Source organism: Flavobacterium sp. CAU 1735 (genome assembly GCF_039888695.1).
Lineage (GTDB): Bacteria > Bacteroidota > Bacteroidia > Flavobacteriales > Flavobacteriaceae > Flavobacterium.
On the sequence record NZ_JBDQQQ010000001.1, the window covers coordinates 907408 to 923971 of the forward strand.

The 16564-nt window shown below is 40.2% G+C and carries 20 protein-coding genes; 7 read left to right on the forward strand and 13 right to left on the reverse strand.

Annotation, left to right across the window (positions count from 1 at the left end; genetic code table 11):
* Positions 1 to 26 precede the first annotated feature (26 nt).
* The gene (locus AAFN64_RS04240; protein ID WP_300487332.1) at positions 27 to 2681 is read left to right on the forward strand and encodes a DNA gyrase/topoisomerase IV subunit A; all 2655 of its coding nucleotides are present in this window, start codon (positions 27 to 29) and stop codon (positions 2679 to 2681) included.
* 104 nt (positions 2682 to 2785) lie between these two features.
* Here the strand turns inward: AAFN64_RS04240 and AAFN64_RS04245 are convergent, their stop codons facing one another.
* Genes AAFN64_RS04245 through AAFN64_RS04275 form a run of 7 tightly spaced genes read right to left on the reverse strand, consistent with a single transcriptional unit; the run spans position 2786 to position 7080 of the window.
* Positions 2786 to 3556: a TerC family protein gene (locus AAFN64_RS04245; RefSeq protein ID WP_136402491.1), complete on the reverse strand. Its 771-nt coding sequence runs from the start codon at positions 3554 to 3556 to the stop codon at positions 2786 to 2788.
* A 51-nt stretch (positions 3557 to 3607) separates the two neighbouring features.
* The gene (locus AAFN64_RS04250) at positions 3608 to 3979 is read right to left on the reverse strand and encodes a DNA topoisomerase IV (RefSeq protein ID WP_347759386.1); all 372 of its coding nucleotides are present in this window, start codon (positions 3977 to 3979) and stop codon (positions 3608 to 3610) included.
* Positions 3976 to 4551: a DUF1572 family protein gene (locus AAFN64_RS04255; RefSeq protein WP_347759387.1), complete on the reverse strand. Its 576-nt coding sequence runs from the start codon at positions 4549 to 4551 to the stop codon at positions 3976 to 3978. The genes AAFN64_RS04250 and AAFN64_RS04255 overlap by 4 nt, the downstream gene beginning before the upstream one ends.
* 6 nt (positions 4552 to 4557) lie before the next feature.
* On the reverse strand, positions 4558 to 4776 hold the full coding sequence (locus tag AAFN64_RS04260; RefSeq protein ID WP_136402494.1) for a DUF6095 family protein: 219 nt from the start codon (positions 4774 to 4776) through the stop codon (positions 4558 to 4560).
* A 2-nt stretch (positions 4777 to 4778) separates the two neighbouring features.
* Positions 4779 to 5603: an N-acetylmuramic acid 6-phosphate etherase gene (gene murQ / locus AAFN64_RS04265; protein ID WP_347759388.1), complete on the reverse strand. Its 825-nt coding sequence runs from the start codon at positions 5601 to 5603 to the stop codon at positions 4779 to 4781.
* 39 nt (positions 5604 to 5642) lie between these two features.
* Positions 5643 to 6344 carry a ZIP family metal transporter gene (locus AAFN64_RS04270; protein ID WP_300487413.1) on the reverse strand — a complete coding sequence of 234 codons (702 nt, stop codon included), beginning with the start codon at positions 6342 to 6344 and terminating at the stop codon, positions 5643 to 5645.
* A 4-nt stretch (positions 6345 to 6348) separates the two neighbouring features.
* Entirely contained in the window at positions 6349 to 7080 is a 732-nt protein-coding gene (locus AAFN64_RS04275) for a class I SAM-dependent methyltransferase (RefSeq protein ID WP_300487345.1), read from the reverse strand.
* A gap of 185 nt (positions 7081 to 7265) precedes the next feature.
* Between AAFN64_RS04275 and AAFN64_RS04280 the strand changes: the two genes are divergently transcribed.
* Both AAFN64_RS04280 and AAFN64_RS04285 read left to right on the forward strand, forming a co-directional pair.
* Positions 7266 to 8432, forward strand: a complete 1167-nt coding sequence (locus AAFN64_RS04280; RefSeq protein ID WP_136402497.1) for a THUMP domain-containing protein — start codon at positions 7266 to 7268, stop codon at positions 8430 to 8432.
* Positions 8433 to 8449: 17 nt separating this feature from the next.
* Positions 8450 to 8683 (forward strand): hypothetical protein, encoded by a 234-nt coding sequence (locus AAFN64_RS04285; RefSeq protein ID WP_300487415.1) that lies wholly within the window; start codon positions 8450 to 8452, stop codon positions 8681 to 8683.
* A gap of 86 nt (positions 8684 to 8769) precedes the next feature.
* On the opposite strand, the gene AAFN64_RS04290 is transcribed toward AAFN64_RS04285, so the two are convergent.
* The 5 genes from AAFN64_RS04290 to rlmD form a co-directional block, all read right to left on the reverse strand.
* On the reverse strand, positions 8770 to 9267 hold the full coding sequence (locus tag AAFN64_RS04290; protein WP_347759389.1) for a hypothetical protein: 498 nt from the start codon (positions 9265 to 9267) through the stop codon (positions 8770 to 8772).
* A gap of 29 nt (positions 9268 to 9296) precedes the next feature.
* Positions 9297 to 9896, reverse strand: coding sequence for a hypothetical protein (locus AAFN64_RS04295; protein ID WP_347759390.1), 600 nt, complete (start codon positions 9894 to 9896; stop codon positions 9297 to 9299).
* Between the two features lie 100 nt (positions 9897 to 9996).
* A complete protein-coding gene (locus tag AAFN64_RS04300; protein WP_300487354.1) occupies positions 9997 to 10716 on the reverse strand; it encodes a DUF6048 family protein in 720 nt (239 codons plus the stop codon).
* A complete protein-coding gene (locus AAFN64_RS04305; RefSeq protein WP_300487357.1) occupies positions 10682 to 11218 on the reverse strand; it encodes a DUF6452 family protein in 537 nt (178 codons plus the stop codon). The genes AAFN64_RS04300 and AAFN64_RS04305 overlap by 35 nt, the downstream gene beginning before the upstream one ends.
* A 7-nt stretch (positions 11219 to 11225) precedes the next feature.
* The gene (gene rlmD, locus AAFN64_RS04310; protein ID WP_300487360.1) at positions 11226 to 12638 is read right to left on the reverse strand and encodes a 23S rRNA (uracil(1939)-C(5))-methyltransferase RlmD; all 1413 of its coding nucleotides are present in this window, start codon (positions 12636 to 12638) and stop codon (positions 11226 to 11228) included.
* A 125-nt stretch (positions 12639 to 12763) separates the two neighbouring features.
* On the opposite strand from rlmD, the gene AAFN64_RS04315 reads away from it, so the two are divergent.
* The 4 genes from AAFN64_RS04315 to AAFN64_RS04330 all read left to right on the forward strand — a co-directional run bounded on the left by AAFN64_RS04315 (position 12764) and on the right by AAFN64_RS04330 (position 15995).
* On the forward strand, positions 12764 to 13855 hold the full coding sequence (locus AAFN64_RS04315) for a HAMP domain-containing sensor histidine kinase (RefSeq protein ID WP_300487363.1): 1092 nt from the start codon (positions 12764 to 12766) through the stop codon (positions 13853 to 13855).
* The gene (locus AAFN64_RS04320; protein ID WP_347759391.1) at positions 13821 to 14378 is read left to right on the forward strand and encodes a DUF1697 domain-containing protein; all 558 of its coding nucleotides are present in this window, start codon (positions 13821 to 13823) and stop codon (positions 14376 to 14378) included. The genes AAFN64_RS04315 and AAFN64_RS04320 overlap by 35 nt, the downstream gene beginning before the upstream one ends.
* Before the next feature lie 89 nt (positions 14379 to 14467).
* Positions 14468 to 15418, forward strand: a complete 951-nt coding sequence (locus tag AAFN64_RS04325) for a YafY family protein (RefSeq protein ID WP_347759392.1) — start codon at positions 14468 to 14470, stop codon at positions 15416 to 15418.
* 79 nt (positions 15419 to 15497) lie between these two features.
* Complete coding sequence (locus AAFN64_RS04330; RefSeq protein WP_300487373.1) at positions 15498 to 15995, forward strand: DinB family protein; 498 nt, start codon at positions 15498 to 15500, stop codon at positions 15993 to 15995.
* Positions 15996 to 16094: 99 nt separating this feature from the next.
* On the opposite strand, the gene AAFN64_RS04335 is transcribed toward AAFN64_RS04330, so the two are convergent.
* Positions 16095 to 16564 (reverse strand): T9SS type A sorting domain-containing protein (locus AAFN64_RS04335; RefSeq protein ID WP_347759393.1); only part of this gene is annotated, 470 nt, incomplete at its 5' end.

Below are 16564 nucleotides of genomic sequence, written 5' to 3' on the forward strand. Positions count from 1 at the left end.
AAATTTCAATTGCTGAAAAAAAATAAATGGACGAAGAAAATTTAGATCCTATAGAAGAAGGTCAGTTTCAGGGCGAACATTTTTACGAAAATCAGGAGTCGGCAGACAGTAATGATACGATTACCAAGGTAACCGGAATGTATAAAGACTGGTTTCTGGATTATGCATCCTATGTAATCCTGGAACGTGCGGTTCCGGCTATTGAAGACGGATTCAAACCCGTACAGCGCCGTATCATGCACTCGATGAAAGAGCTGGACGACGGACGCTATAACAAAGTAGCCAATGTAGTTGGACATACGATGCAGTACCATCCGCATGGTGACGCCAGTATCGGTGATGCGATGGTGCAGATTGGTCAGAAAGAGTTGCTAATCGATACGCAAGGAAACTGGGGTAATATACTTACCGGCGATGGAGCAGCGGCTTCCCGTTATATCGAGGCACGATTGAGTAAATTTGCGTTGGAAGTACTCTATTCGCCTAAAATTACCCATTGGCAATCCTCGTATGATGGAAGACGGAACGAACCGATCAACCTTCCGGTTAAATTCCCGTTGCTTTTGGCGCAGGGAGGAGAAGGAATTGCTGTAGGACTTTCGACCAAAGTATTACCACACAACTTTAACGAACTGATCGATGCATCGGTTAAAATATTAAAAGGAAAACCGTTTACCCTGTATCCGGATTTTCCGACCGCCGGTATTGCTGATATTTCGGGCTATAACGACGGTATGCGCGGTGGACGCGTACGTGTTCGCGCGAAAATAGCACAACTGGACAAGCAAACGCTTGTGATTACACAGATTCCGTTTTCGACCAATACCACATCGTTGATTGATAGTATACTAAAAGCCAACGATAAAGGAAAAATCAAAATCAAGAAAATCGAGGACAATACCGCTGCCGAAGTGGAAATTTTGATTCATCTTCCGCCGGGCGTATCGCCGGATAAAATGATTGATGCCTTATATGCGTTTACCGGTTGTGAAACCTCACTGGCGCCGTTAGGATGTGTGATTCAGGATAATAAACCGTTGTTTACAGGAGTTTCCGATATGTTACGTGTTTCAACGGCACGGACGGTCGATTTGCTGAAAAGAGAATTGGAAATTCAGTTGGAAGAACTTGAAGAACAATGGCATTTTGCGTCGTTGGAACGAATCTTTATCGAAAACAGAATTTACCGCCTTATCGAGGAAGAAGAAACCTGGGAAGGAGTGATCAAGGCTATCGATAAAGGATTGGCACCACACGTAACCCATCTGAAACGAGCGGTGACCGAAGAAGATATCGTTCGGCTGACGGAGATTCGAATCAAGCGTATTTCAAAATTCGACATTGAAAAAGCACAGGAAAAGATCGACGCACTGGAAGGTGAAATTGAACAGGTAAAACACGATTTGGCACACCTGATCGATTTTGCGATTGCTTATTTTACCCGTTTAAAAGAAAAATACGGAAAAGGAAGAGAGCGTCAGACGGAACTGCGTAGTTTCGACACCATCGAAGCCACTAAAGTGGTCTTGCGAAACACCAAATTATATGTAAACCGCGAAGAAGGATTTATAGGTACCAGTCTTAAAAAAGACGAATACGTTGGCGATTGCTCCGATATTGATGATGTGATTGTTTTCCTTCGCGATGGAAATATGATGATTACCAAAGTCGACGATAAAAAATTCGTTGGGAAAGATATTATCCATATTTCCGTTTTTGATAAAAACGACAAACGGACGATATACAATATGATTTACCGTGACGGAAAATCAGGGCCGTCTTATATAAAACGCTTTAATGTTTCGGGCGTAACCCGCGACAAATTATACGATCTGACCAATGGAGCCAAAGGTTCGCAGGTGCTCTATTTTTCGCACAATCCGAACGGAGAAGCCGAAGTGGTAACCGTATTATTGCGTCAGGTTGGAAGTGTTAAAAAATTGAAATTCGACCTTGATTTTGCTACGTTAGCCATTAAAGGACGGGCGAGTAAAGGAAATACCGTTACCAAATATCCGATTAAAAAGATCGAGTTAAAAGAGAAGGGAATTTCAACCTTAAAGCCGCGCCGTATTTGGTTTGACGATACGGTACAACGTTTAAATGTAGACGGAAGAGGGGAATTACTGGGTGAATTCCGACCAAACGACAGATTGTTGATCATTAACCAGTCCGGAAAACTAAAAACCATTATACCGGAATTGACAACCCATTTTGAAGAAGATATGGTTGTGTTGGAAAAATGGATTCCTAAAAAACCGATTTCCGCGATTTATTTCGACGGTGAAAAAGAACGGTACTATATAAAACGTTTCCTGATTGAAAACGAGAATAAAGAGGAGATTTTTATTTCCGAACATCCGAATTCACAATTGGAAATTGTTTCGACCGACTACCGACCGGTAGCTGAAATCGTGTTTGCGAAAGTAAAAGGAGTACAAAAAGAGAATCAGACCATCGATCTGGAACAATTTATCGCCGTAAAAGGAATCAAAGCCTTAGGGAATCAACTAACGACCGACAAGCTAAAACAGGTGAACTTACTCGAATCCTTACCGTATGAGCCACCGGTTGAAGAAATTCCGGAGGAAATCGAAGTGAAAGAAGAAGAGAATGTTTCGCTTGAAGAAGGAAGCGTACAGCTGGACGACGACGGACAGATTACGCTAAGTCTGGATTAATATAAATACTTAGCAACACCTGACAGGTTTCCAAAACCTGTCAGGTGTGTGATTAGGTGTGATAAATACAGCAATAAAAAAGTCCTCAATTGAGGACTTTTTTATTATTTTCTTTTTCGGATTTTCATATTGATAAACTCCACGGCCAGTGAGAACGCAATGGCAAAGTAGAGGTAACCTTTTGGAACGGCACCGATATGTTGTCCGGCTAATGTCGCTTCAGACAAGTGCATACTTTCGGTCATTAGCATAAACCCGATCAGGATTAAGAACGCCAAACCTAAAATCTGTATCGACGGATTGGCATTTACAAAGTTACCTACCGGAACCGCAAATAACATCATTACACCAACTGATATTACTACAGCAGCGATCATAATCGTTAAAGCTCCGGTAATACCATTGGTCATTCCGACAGCCGTTAGAATACTATCTACTGAGAAAATCAGGTCAATTAACAGAATCTGAACGATAACACTTCCAAACGATTTGGCAGCAGCACTTTTTACATTGTGCTCTTCTTCGCCTTTATGGTCCACTTTTTCATGGATTTCTTTCGTACTCTTATAAATCAGGAACATACCTCCCAGGAATAAAATTAATGCCTGTCCGGTAAAATGCCCCTGGAACCATCCCCAATCCACGCTAAACAAAGGTTCTTTCATGGCAATTAGTAAAGTGATACCGAATAATAATCCGATTCGCATAAACATGGCCAGAAACAAACCGATTCGGGTTGCTTTTTTGCGTTTTTCTTCCGGTAGCTTACCGGTAACGATAGAGATAAAGATAATGTTGTCGATCCCCAGTACGATTTCAAGAAACGTTAGGGTTAACAGGGCTACCCATGCATCAGGGTTTAAGAATACTTCCATTTGTAGTTTTGATTTATTGTTTTTGGTTTAAATTCAGCTATTAAACGTAAACTAATCGATTTTTGTTACAGATCCTTTCTGTTTTTTTGTGTCGCCCACAAAAGAATATTCGAAGGAATAGCCTTTTGCATTGGTTGTCAGGATCTTCATGCTGATCGCTTTTTTGTCCTGCATATTTTTCGGATGTATTTTTTGCAATACAAATTCACAATTGTTAATCCAGCGGATCGAAGCCGTATCGGTTTCACCGTTAAAAGTCTCGATTTGCATCGTTTCGGTACGCTCAAAAACGGACTTCATTGGTTTTCCATTGATTTCCTGTGTGAATTCGAATTTTCCGGTTTTATAATCGTTACAGTTGCGTTCCTGATTATAGCAGGAAGTCAACACGAATGGTAATAGGGCTAAAGCAATTTTTTTCATTGTAATCGTTTTAATTCATCATCGGTAAAATTCCGGATGCTTTTATCTTTTGAAAATTTATCGGCGTTATAGTCGTTGGATTTGTTTTTAGGAATGGATAAACTGTTCCATTCTCCTTTTTTGAGTAGTTTTGCGTAGAACACAATTTGACCGACATGATACGGATAATGTGCCAGTTGGCGGTTGATGGCTTCCACAACCGTATGACCTTCATTTCGGATATAAATAACATTCGAAAGCTGATCGGGCGTAAGACTTTTTAAAGCTTCAAAAAGACAATTCCATCCTTTTTCCCAAATTTCAAGCAGCGTTTCTTTGTCTATGATGGTTTCTTCGAATTCGGAATCGCGGTTGCGCCCTTCTTTTTCACCGTCGGTAGTCAGGAAATCGGTCCACCTTGAAAGCATATTCCCGGAAAGGTGTTTTACAATCGTGGCAATCGAATTGGTATTGTCGTTTAGTGCAACGGACAATTGTTCCGGTTCGAGTTGTGCCATCGCTTTATCGGCAATGGTTTTGTAGTACAGAAATTGCTTCTGTACGCTTTCGAGGTATTGCTTATTGACTTCCATAGTGTACTATTTGTCGAAAATACTGTTGGTTACCGTTCGTAATCCTAAAAACATAAACCACATTGCGGTAAGGCATACTACGATTCCAAAACCTAAAACCGGATAAAACATCGGATTGTTTTGGTTTTTAAACGAACTGTGGATGATGACAGGACCTATAAATAACAAAGGAAGTGCCATTGCCAGATAGCGGATTCCTCTGTTTAATACTTTTTTGTTGGCCATGATTATTTTGTATTAGTATTGTGATAGCTTTCGATGGCTTTCCGTACGTTTTGATGTGTTTCGAGTAATTGTTGTGCCACGTCATACGGAACATCGATTTCACTCATGATCATACGGATACCGCGGTCTACCAGCTTGTGATTACTCAGTTGCATGTCGACCATTTTATTGCCTTTTACTTTATCTAATTGTATCATGGTAGCGGTAGAAAGCATATTTAAAACCAGTTTTTGCGCGGTTCCGGCTTTCATACGGGAACTACCCGTTACAAATTCCGGTCCTACGACCACTTCTATCGGGAAACGGGCGGTTTCGGCCAGCGGACTTCCCTGATTACAGGTGATACATCCGGTAGCAATACCGTTGGCATTACATTTTTTGAGGCCGCCAATTACATAAGGAGTCGTACCCGATGCGGCAATTCCCACGACCACATCATTCGAATTGATATCCCATTCCGAAAGGTCTTTCCAGGCCTGTTCGCGGTCGTCTTCGGCAAATTCGACGGCTTTGCGGATGGCCGTATCGCCACCGGCAATCAAACCGATTACCAAATCGAATGGAACACCAAAAGTAGGAGGACATTCCGAGGCGTCTACAATACCAAGTCTTCCGGAAGTACCGGCGCCAATATAAAACAATCGGCCACCCATTTTCATTTTGGAAACGATTTCCGAAACCAGGGCCTCAATTTGCGGCAGTGCCTTTTCGACCGCCAACGGTACGGTTTTGTCTTCGTTATTGATATTTGTCAACAGTTCCGAAACCGACATCTTTTCCAGATGTTCGTATTTTGAAGCTTGTTCGGTGGTACGTGTAAATGACATCGGTAACCTGATTTTTAGATACTATGAATTCGAGTAAAGTTACATAAAATAAGCCAGAATGATACCCAAAACGATAGCGGTAAGCTTCGCCAGGTTAAATTTATGGCCTTCGCTACTTTCAAAAATGATAGTAGAGGAAATATGAAATAGGATACCGATCACAATGGCTGAGATCTCGGTATAATATTGATTGACAAATGGTAGGTATTCGGACAAAAAGGTTCCTAGTGGCGTCATACAGGCAAATACCATCATAAAGACAAAAATGGCCTTACGATTTAAATGCGAATTGATAAAAAAGGTCGTCAGAATAATGGCAATCGGGAAGTGGTGGATGGCAATTCCCCAGGCCATATCGTTGTGATGACTCACCGGTAGTCCTTCGAGTAAGGCATGCAAACACAAACTGATAAACAACGACCAGGGAATATGGTGCATGGTTTCGTGACCGTGTACATGACCGTGTTCGGCTCCTTTGGAAAAATATTCCAGAATAATCTGAAACACAATTCCGACCATGATAAACAAGCCAACCGGGCTATGCGCATGATCGTGTCCGTCGTGATTATGACCCGCATCGGCCAAATAAACCTCCGGCAATAAATGCGATACGGTTAATGCCAACAGAAACGATCCGCTGAAAGCCAATAGCAGCTTCAGGTTCTTTTTGTTTTTCGGGCTAAAGAACGTAGCCGCTCCATAACCGAGGATTACCGAAAGCAGGGGGATAAGATAAGGCATCATATTATTTAAAGATCATTATCAGTCGTTCAGAATCGTTTTTTAAGAATTTACGGAGTTTATAATCGCCAAAAACATCCAGTAAAAAGATACCGGCTTCTTCCATCATGGCTTCAAAATCCTGTAGGGTTAATGCTTTTACTTTTTCCGTAAAGTGGAAATGCTCACCGTTATCGTCAAAATCAATTTCTTTAAAAATATGATTGTCTTTTACATAACGTTTAATGTGGAAATCAATACCGTCTACACTTTTAACTTCTTCCGGAACCAGATTGTCTATTACCTGGCTTACGTTCATAAAGTCAATCACGGCAAAACCATAGTCTGTTAAGCTCTCCTTAATTGCGTTTAAGGTCGTTAGATTATCCTCGTCACTTTCAAAATAACCAAAGCTGGTAAAAAGGTTAAAAATGGCGTCAAATTTTTGATCAAACGGAACTCGCATATCGTGAACTTCAAAGTGAAGTGTGTCATTCGCGTGTTCGGAAGCGGTTTTTATACTGTTTTCCGATAAATCGGCACCGGTCACATCATAGCCCAACTGGTTTAAATAAACCGAATGGCGCCCTTTTCCGCAGGCCAGATCCAGAATTTTGGCATTGTCCGGCAGGTTTAGGTATTGGGTTAAATTATCCATAAACAACTGGGCTTCGGTATAATCACGATCTTTATATAAAATATGATAATAAGGCGTATCGAACCAGGAAGCATACCAGGTGGTAGTATCTTTTTGCATTTCTTTTAATTTCAAAATAATTAATTTAAACCCGACTAAAAGTACTATTTATTCGGGTCGGATAAACGAAAGTAAGTTAACTTTTACTTAAGCCAACAAATTTAATGTATTTTTGCGGATGTAATTCCAAAATTGCACTGCAAGGATTGGAAATTATGATATATTTATAGGAATTTTAGTATCAAATGAAAGACTTTAAAATGGTAGCCAAAACTTTTTTTGGCTTCGAAGAAATATTAGCAAAAGAATTGCAGGTATTAGGCGCTCAAAAAGTAGAGCAGGGTACCCGTATGGTTAGTTTTGTAGGAGACACAGGATTTATGTATAAAGCCAATTTGTCCCTTCGTACAGCACTGAAAATTTTAAAACCAATCCACCATTTTAGAGCAGTCAACGAACTAAGTCTTTATAAAGGAATCCAGTCGATCGACTGGTCGCAGTACTTATCGGTACATCAGTCGTTTGTTGTGGATGTAACCTTACACTCCGATTATTTCAGTCATTCGCAGTTTGCGGCTTTAAAGACTAAAGATGCGATTGTAGATCAGTATCGCGACCGATTTGGAAAACGTCCGAACATCAATAAAGATTTCCCCGATCTACGGATCAATGTGCATATTCAGAATGATCAGTGTACGGTATCGTTAGACAGTTCCGGAGATTCGTTACACCACCGTGGTTATAAAACCGCTACGAATATTGCACCGATCAACGAAGTATTGGCTGCGGGAATGCTGTTATTGTCCGGATGGGATGGTCAGGGAGATTTCCTGGATCCGATGTGCGGAAGTGGTACGCTTCTGGCCGAAGCCGCGATGATAGCCTGTAATATTCCGGCGAACATCAACCGAAAAGAATTTGCTTTCGAACGTTGGAACGATTGGGACAATGAGCTGTTTGATCAGATCATGAATTCGCTGATGAAAAAGACCCGTGAATTTCATTATACGATAAAAGGATACGATAAAGCGCCGTCGGCTGTAATGAAAGCCAAAGACAATATCCGCAATGCGAACCTTGACGAATATGTGAGTATTTCGCAGGCTAACTTTTTTGAAACCGAAAAAGAAACCCGCGGACCGTTACATATGGTGTTTAATCCGCCGTATGGAGAACGACTTGATATCGAGATGGAACGTTTTTACCGCGAAATCGGAGATACGTTAAAACAACATTATCCGGGTACGAATGCCTGGTTTATCACAGCGAATATCGAAGCACTGAAGTTTGTCGGTTTAAAACCATCGCGTAAAATCAAACTGTTTAACGGTAAGCTGGAAACCCGATTTGTAAAGTACGAAATGTATGAAGGTAGTAAACGTACCAAATTTCAAAATAACGATAATCATTAAACGATACTAATATGGCCATGGCACCTAAAACCAAAGCATTTGTATATCAGTTAACGGCATTTGCAATCTTGTTTATTTTGTTCCGCTACCTGATTGGAACATATACTAATTTACAGGGATTCTGGATTCCGGTTACCGCTTTTGTAGTAGCGACGTTACTGGCACCGAAATTTCAGGCTGTAAAAACCAACGATGGCGAACGACTTTTTATGAAATGGATTTTTGTAAAAGGTATTAAAGAAATAAAGTAAAAAATCCCGGAGAACCGGGATTTTTTATATCCAATTCCGTCCTGAATTGTTAGGATGTAGTTGGAAAAGCCATATACGAAGCTGTTTTACCGTTGTGCTCTTTTGTTTTCCGGGATGTTAATAATTCCCGAACCATCGACCAGGGATTGTTTTCCATTTTGTATAACCCGCATAACCACTTCAAAATCTTTCCAGCTATCGGACGATACGGTGACAAAACCGGAAAGGGAATCGATTGCCGTTATCGTATAGTTGTTGTCCGGATAATCCTGTCCGTCAAAAACAGGATCAAACCCAAGACCTAATTCAGGATCTTCTTTCAATCCTTCTTCCATGATACGGGTATAGTTTTCTTTAAAACCGGATGTTAGGAGTTTGCTCTGTTGTATCCAGGAAAGCGTGGCTTTCGGATCGGTGGCAGTATTAATAAAATGGGCATAATCCGATATAAATTGTATAGCCACCTTATAATCAATAGTAGTTTTTGAGGCTTCGGGAATGTTGTTTTCGGTGGTATCTGTATCTTTTTTGGGTTGACAGGAGAACAGACTGATCATTAAAAGGAGTAGAATGCTATTTTTCATTTTAAAAATATTTATATATTGGTAAAGTCTTATTGGGGCATGAATTCATAGGTGCCCTCGGTAAAAAATAATTTAAAGCGAGGTAATGTGATGCCTTCGACAAAAATTTCGTTTAGCTTTCCTCTGAGACTAATGTATTTGCCTTCCAGTTCCGCTTCCGTTTCGGAAATACCGTTTTTGATCGTCACATATTCAAAAGAAAAAATCTGAGTTCCGGCAGTGTTGTTTACTCCGGAGAAAAAAGTGTCTTTTCTGTCTTTATCCAAATGAACACAATTGATATAACAATTACTGTTAAAAGGAAGTACGCGCAGGATCATCTCTTTCCCTTTTAAAGGTTTTATTTTTTCAAGCGCCTTTTCTTTTGATAGCTTTTTCTCATTTAATAACCCGGCTATAGAATAGATATACATATAGCGAAGACCTTTTGCCTCCAGATTGCGATCCGGTTTGGGATCGGCATATCGTAACAAATCGGAACTTAACTTTTCGGTGACCTCCCAATTTTCTTTATCCAAGTTGGCTAGTAAGGTATCGAAATTGGTTTCAAAGTTTTCTGCGGTTATGGTTTGAGAATAACCGGAAAAGGAATACGTAAACAGGAGTAGTAGCAAACAATATCGTTTCATGATAACGCACTTGAATTATTTATAAGGAAAGATATAAAAAATACAAGTAGTGTAAAAACGATCATAAACAAAAAAGCAACGGAGATCCGTTGCTTTTCGATTATTTCTTTTTAGAGGTTTCGGTTTTTTTAGCCGTTTTATACAACGGAATAAAATAGGAAACCGAATAATTAAATCCGGCACCAAAGCTTCCGTCGTAGGTTCGGTTAAAGCCCGGAATATATAAATTGTCAAAACCTTCGGGTTTCTGATTCGATACCAGATAATTCAGGCGAACACTAAAACCAAGAAACAGATTACTGAAAATCTCGGCTTTTACACCGGCCACAAACTCGATCCAATGAGCGGTCAAACCGTCGAATTTCTGATTGGGTTCCAGTGTGTTTTCTCCAAAATAAGGATTGGTATTGTAAATGTCGTAGGAATTTAACTGCTGGCTAAAGGTACTCACACTATAGCGCACCCCGGCATAAATCATATTTTCCATATCCAGCCAGTTGTCATACGCATTAAAATCGAATCCGGCTTTAAAATAACTTCCTTTAGTGGTATAACTCAATTGCGCTTCGTTATCGGTAAGGTCTTCATTTCCGATTTCCCCGGCGATAAAAATCTTTTTCGAAAGACGGTAATCCGCAACAAGCTCCAGTCCGCGGTAGTCCTTTTCATAAAAAGAACGCGCTAGACGACTCAGGTCGGCTCCTACACGGATACCATAACGCTCCGTCTTTTTAGGAATGGAATCCTGAGCAACCGATGTTAGTGATAACCCTAAAAGGACAATACTAAAAATAGATTTTAAGATGTGTCTGATTTTCATTTTGAATATTGGATTGTTGGGTTATAGCCGATCCGATCCAAGGATTTGGATCATTAGGCAAAAGTACCGGATTATCGGCGTTTAGCTGAAAAACAGTTTTATAGCCACAAGCTCTGGAAACATAGATATCGGTTCGGGCATAGGTAAAACTAAGCGTATCTTCATTTACCAGCGATGGGTTCGTGTTATTCGCATTTAAAATAAGACGGTAGGTGGTGTTATCTTCCGTAGTACGCAGCGGTAACCGGATCTTATTTCCATTGGTAAGATAACGGGATTCACCTTGTGCGCTACTGTTAAATACAATACCTTCAGTCATCCCTAAAGCGATTACCTTAAGATTGGTTACATTTTTTAAAACCGTTGGATTATCAATATCGTAAAACTCGACTACCACACTTGGTGTTGTAGGCGTACCGTCGGGGCAAATATCGTCTTTCTCACAACTCCAGAAAGAATTGGCCAGTATAAAAGCGATAGCAAAAGTTTTTAATTTTTTCATCGATCGATTATCGTTTTTCCAAAAGTACAACATTTTCCACATGATGCGTTTGTGGGAACATATCCACCGGACGTACGCGGGTTACTTTGTACATTTCGTCCATCAAAGCCAGGTCGCGTGCCTGAGTTGCCGAATTACAGCTTACGTAAACAACGCGTTCCGGAGCAATTTTAAGAATTTGTTCCACTACATCTTTATGCATACCGTCGCGTGGCGGATCGGTGATGATAACATCCGGTTTTCCATGCGTCGCGATAAAAGCCTCGTTAAAGACAACTTTCATATCGCCGACAAAAAAGTCACAGTTTGAAATGTCATTGCGTTTTGCATTTTCTTTCGCATCGGCAATGGCTTCCGGAACGGCTTCCACGCCAATAACCTTACGGGCTTTTTTAGATACAAACTGGGCAATTGTACCTGTACCGGTATATAAATCATATACCAGTTCATTTCCGGTTAGTCCGGCAAAGTCGCGTGTGATTTTATAAAGTTCGTATGCCTGATCCGAATTGGTCTGATAGAACGATTTGGCATTGATGCTAAAGCGCAACCCTTCCATTTCTTCCAGAATATAATCTCTACCTTTATATAGTTTAATATCCTGATCGTATAGCGTATCGTTGGCTTTGCTATTAATTACATATTGTAGCGAAGTGATTTCCGGGAAACGTTCGGCCAGGAAGTTTAATAATAATTCGCGTTGTTCAAGGTTTTCTTCGAAAAACTGTACCAATACCATGATCTCGCCAGTCGATGCCGTACGAATCATAAGGGTGCGTAATAAACCTTCGTGATTTCTTGGGTTAAAAAATGGCAGATTGTGTTCGTTGGCAAAACGACGGATCTCATTGCGAATCGCATTTGACGGATCTTCCTGTAAATGACATTTAGAAATGTCCAAAATTTTATCCCACATTCGCGGAATATGGAATCCTAATGCATTCTGATTGCTGTAATCTTCTTCACTCTGGATTTCCTTTTCGGTTAACCAGCGGGAATTCGAAAACGAAAATTCCATTTTATTGCGGTAAAAAAACTGCTTTTCCGAACCGAGAATAGGCTCAAATTCCGGTAATTCAATTTTTCCGATTCTTTTCAGATTGTTATAGACCTCCTGGTTTTTGTAAAACAACTGACGATCATAGTTCATATTTTGCCATTTACATCCACCACAAGCCCCAAAATGATCGCAAACCGGATCAACCCGGTATTCTGAAAACTCGTGAAAATGAACTGCTTTACCTTCATAATACGATTTACGTTTCTTAAAGGTTTGTACATCAACCACGTCGCCCGGTACTACATTCGGAATAAAGATTACTTTTCCATCGGGTGCTTTAGCAACCGAAACACCTTTAGCGCCTGCATCCAGGACTTTTACTGTATCAAAAACGATTTTATCTGTTCTTTTTCTTCCCATGGGGCAAAAATAAGGATTGTTAGGATTGTAAAGTGCTAAAACCTACTTTTTTTATTAGTGGTACAATTTGTAATGTTGGATTGTTTATATTTGAGACAATCAATGTTGTAATTGTTCACGGCCCTATGAAATTATACACCTGGTTGTCTAATATTCCGTTTTTAAGAAAAAGCTATGCGCTAAAATTCCTGTTTGTAGCTTTTTTAGGAATTCACATCCCTTTAATAGGTATTGTTATATATATTCTTTTTCATCCCAATATCATTTCGCCGGGAGTATTGTTTGTGATAACACTCGTTTTAACACTGGTGGCTACCGCAATTACGCTCTGGATTTTGCGGAAACTGGTACAGCCTATGGAAATAGCGTCGGAAGCATTGATACGTTATGGCGAAAGAGGAATAATTCCGTCATTGCCTACCCGTTATACCGATGAGGTGGGAACACTGTTAACAAACCTACAGTTGCGAATCAATGAAAATGAAGATCTTCTAAGTGAAAAAAAAGACCTGACGTCATTACTGTCACACGATTTAAAAAACTATGCTTCCACACCTCAGTTTTTAGCCCGGTTTATTTTGGAAGAAGAACCATCGGATAAAATAAAAAACTATGCGGAACTGATTTTGGAATCGACAACACATCAAATGGAATTTTTGGAGAGTTTTATTTCATTATTACGAGAGGAAGAAGCTTTTTCGCGAACAGCAACCGAAAACCAGGAATACCGTCTGGATGAAATTATCGGACTGATCGAAAAAGTGTCGGATCAGAAGTTGTATAATAAAAAGCTCACATTGCGGGTAGTGAAGGAAGTCGATAAGATTGATGTGATTATGAAAGAAGAATATTTGCAACGTGTATTGATCAACCTGATAGACAATGCGATCAAATTCTCCTATACCGGTTCCGAGATTCTCCTATATATAATGGAAGAAAACGATAGTGTTGTTTTTGTTGTGATCGACAAAGGAATGGGATTTGAAAACAGTCGGAAAGATGAGTTGTTCGAGAAGTTTAGTAGACTTTCCCGTCCCGGAACCAATAAAGAACCATCAACCGGAATAGGATTGTATCTTTGCCGCAAAATAGTGGAACGCAGCAATGGCAGCATTTATGCCGAAAGCGAAGGAGCCGATAAAGGATCCAAGTTCACGGTAATCTTAAAAAAACGCCATCATCATGTATACGCACCTCATCCTGTTAAGAGGGATTAATGTATCCGGACAAAAGATTATAAAAATGGAAGACCTGCGCAATCTGTTAGCAGAAGCCGGGTTTTCGAATGTACAAACCTATATTCAGAGTGGGAATGTTTTTGTTGATTCCTCTGAATCAGACCCGGAGAAAATTGAAAAACAGGTTGCAACGTTGCTACTGGAAAAATATGCTTTTCAGGTACCGGTAGTAGCGGTTTCGGAAAGTAGTCTGCTTCGTATTTTTACGCAGAATCCCTATTTAAACGAACCAGCAGTTCCGGTAAAGCAGTTGTATGTTACCTTTTTGGCTACCGAACCGACTGCTGAAAACAGTCTGCGCCTCGAACCGGAATTTGTACATCCCGATACTTTTCAGATGGCAACCGACCGACGGGCGTTGTATCTGAATTATGTGAATTTGGCCGGAAATTCCAAAATGAACAATAATTGGATTGAAGGCAAACTTAAAGTAACGGCAACTTCCCGCAACTGGAATACGGTAACAAAGTTGATCGCTTTGTTTGAATCTCGAAAAAAATAATACACGAAAAGAAATCGGAACGGTTGTTAAAAAATAAAATTTGAACAGCTGTCGGTTTGTTTTACTTTTGACAGATAAAGCAGCAAACCATGAACCGATTTGACCGCATTACGGCAATTTTAATTCAGTTACAATCCAAAAGAGTAGTAAAAGCGCAGGATCTGGCCGATAGGTTTAATATTAGCCTTAGGACGGTATACCGCGATATTCGTACGTTGGAGGAAGCCGGTGTACCGCTTTACGGAGAAGCCGGTGTAGGCTATTCTATTGTCGATGGTTATCGATTGCCACCGGTTATGTTTACTCAGGACGAGGCAATGGCTTTTATTACGGCGGAAAAATTGATGGAAAAGCTGTCTGAAACGGCAATTCAAAATAACTTCCGGTCGGCGATGTATAAAATCCGGTCGGTTTTACGAGGTTCGGAAAAAGATCTGGTAGAAGGACTGGAAGATCATATCCATGTTCGCAAAAAGAAAAAAAATACAACTACAGCACCGGATAACAGTCTGGACATACTGCTAAAAGCCATTTCGGAAAAGCGCATTGTAAAAATGACCTATCGCGCTTTTGGAAACGAAGAGAATACGGAACGGCTCCTCGAACCCATCGGGATTTACTACGAAAACGAATACTGGTATACGGTTGGTTATTGTTATTATCGCTCGGATTACAGGCACTTTCGAGCCGATAGGGTGGTGTCGATTCTTTTAACTGAAGAAGCTTTTCGCAAAGAACATTCTTCTCTTCAGAAATATCAGGAGCAGATCAAACAGGATTTGCATTTCAAAAGAGAAAGAGTGGTGATTAGGATCGATAAAACCATTGGAATGTATCTGCAGGAACGAAAGCATTATTATGGATTTGTGAGTGAAAAGATCGACGGCAATGAAATCGAAATGACTTTCCTGACCGAATCATTATATGAAGGCTTTGCCCGTTGGTATATTATGTTTGCCGATTATGCCGAAATCCTGGAACCGGCCTCATTAAAAGTGCGTGTAAAAGAGCTGGCCGAAAAAATTTTACAAAAAGAATAAACTTTAAAAACCTGCTGACATAGGGTTGTCACCAACCGGTTGTTCCTTTGTATTGTTAAACAAAAAAACGATACATTATATGAAACTAATCACATTGTTACAGGAAGAGTTAGTACAGGAAGCAGCAACAACCCGAAAAATGCTTTCCATCGTACCCACCGAAAAATTAGACTGGCAACCACACCCAAAAAGTATGAAAATGGGAGTATTGGCAGCGCACATTGCCGAACTAACGGCATGGGTGGAAATGGTACTAACAACCAGTGAACTTGATTTTGCAAACAATCCGTACGAACCGAAAGAGGTAAAAAACACGGCTGAATTGTTGGCGTTTTTTGAAGAATCGCTTGAAAAGGGGAAAAAAGCATTGGAAGATAACGACGAAGAAGAATTCTGGGAAGAATGGACGTTGCGCAACGGGGATCAGATTTATAAAACCTCATCCAAATATGAAGTAATCCGTATGTGTTATTGTCAGATTGTACACCACCGTGCGCAGTTGGGCGTTTATTTACGATTGTTAAATATTCCGATTCCGGGAAGTTATGGTCCAAGTGCCGATGAGGTAATGATGTAAGGTTTTTATAAGCCGGTTACTAAAATAAAAATGAAAAAGCGCCTGTAAAGGCGCTTTTTTTATGTTTGAACTAAGATGAAGACTTTAAAAACATATCGTTTAGTGGCGGCTTACCATTACTTTTCGGGTAACTGTCGAATAGTCGGTGCGTTCCAGAACGATAAGATATAAACCGGCCGGAAGATTGGCTACATTAATATTTGTACTTGGTTTTGTTTGGAATTGCTTAACGATTTGTCCATTTGTATTGATCATTGTACCTTTTTTAAAAGTACCATTTTTAATTTTAAGAGTAATATTGTTTTTTGCCGGATTCGGCCATATTTGTATTGACTCTTTTTTATCCGGATGATCATTGTTTGTTATGTTTAGAGTAGGCTCTGCAGGTGTTGTAGGATCGGTTACGACTACAGGATCATCAGGATGTGTAGGTTCAGTTGGTTCAACAGGTGTTGTAGGATCGGTTACGACTACAGGATCATCAGGATGTGTAGGTTCAGTTGGTTCAACAGGTGTTGTAGGATCGGTTACGACTACAGGATCATCAGGATGTGTAGGTTCAGTTGGTT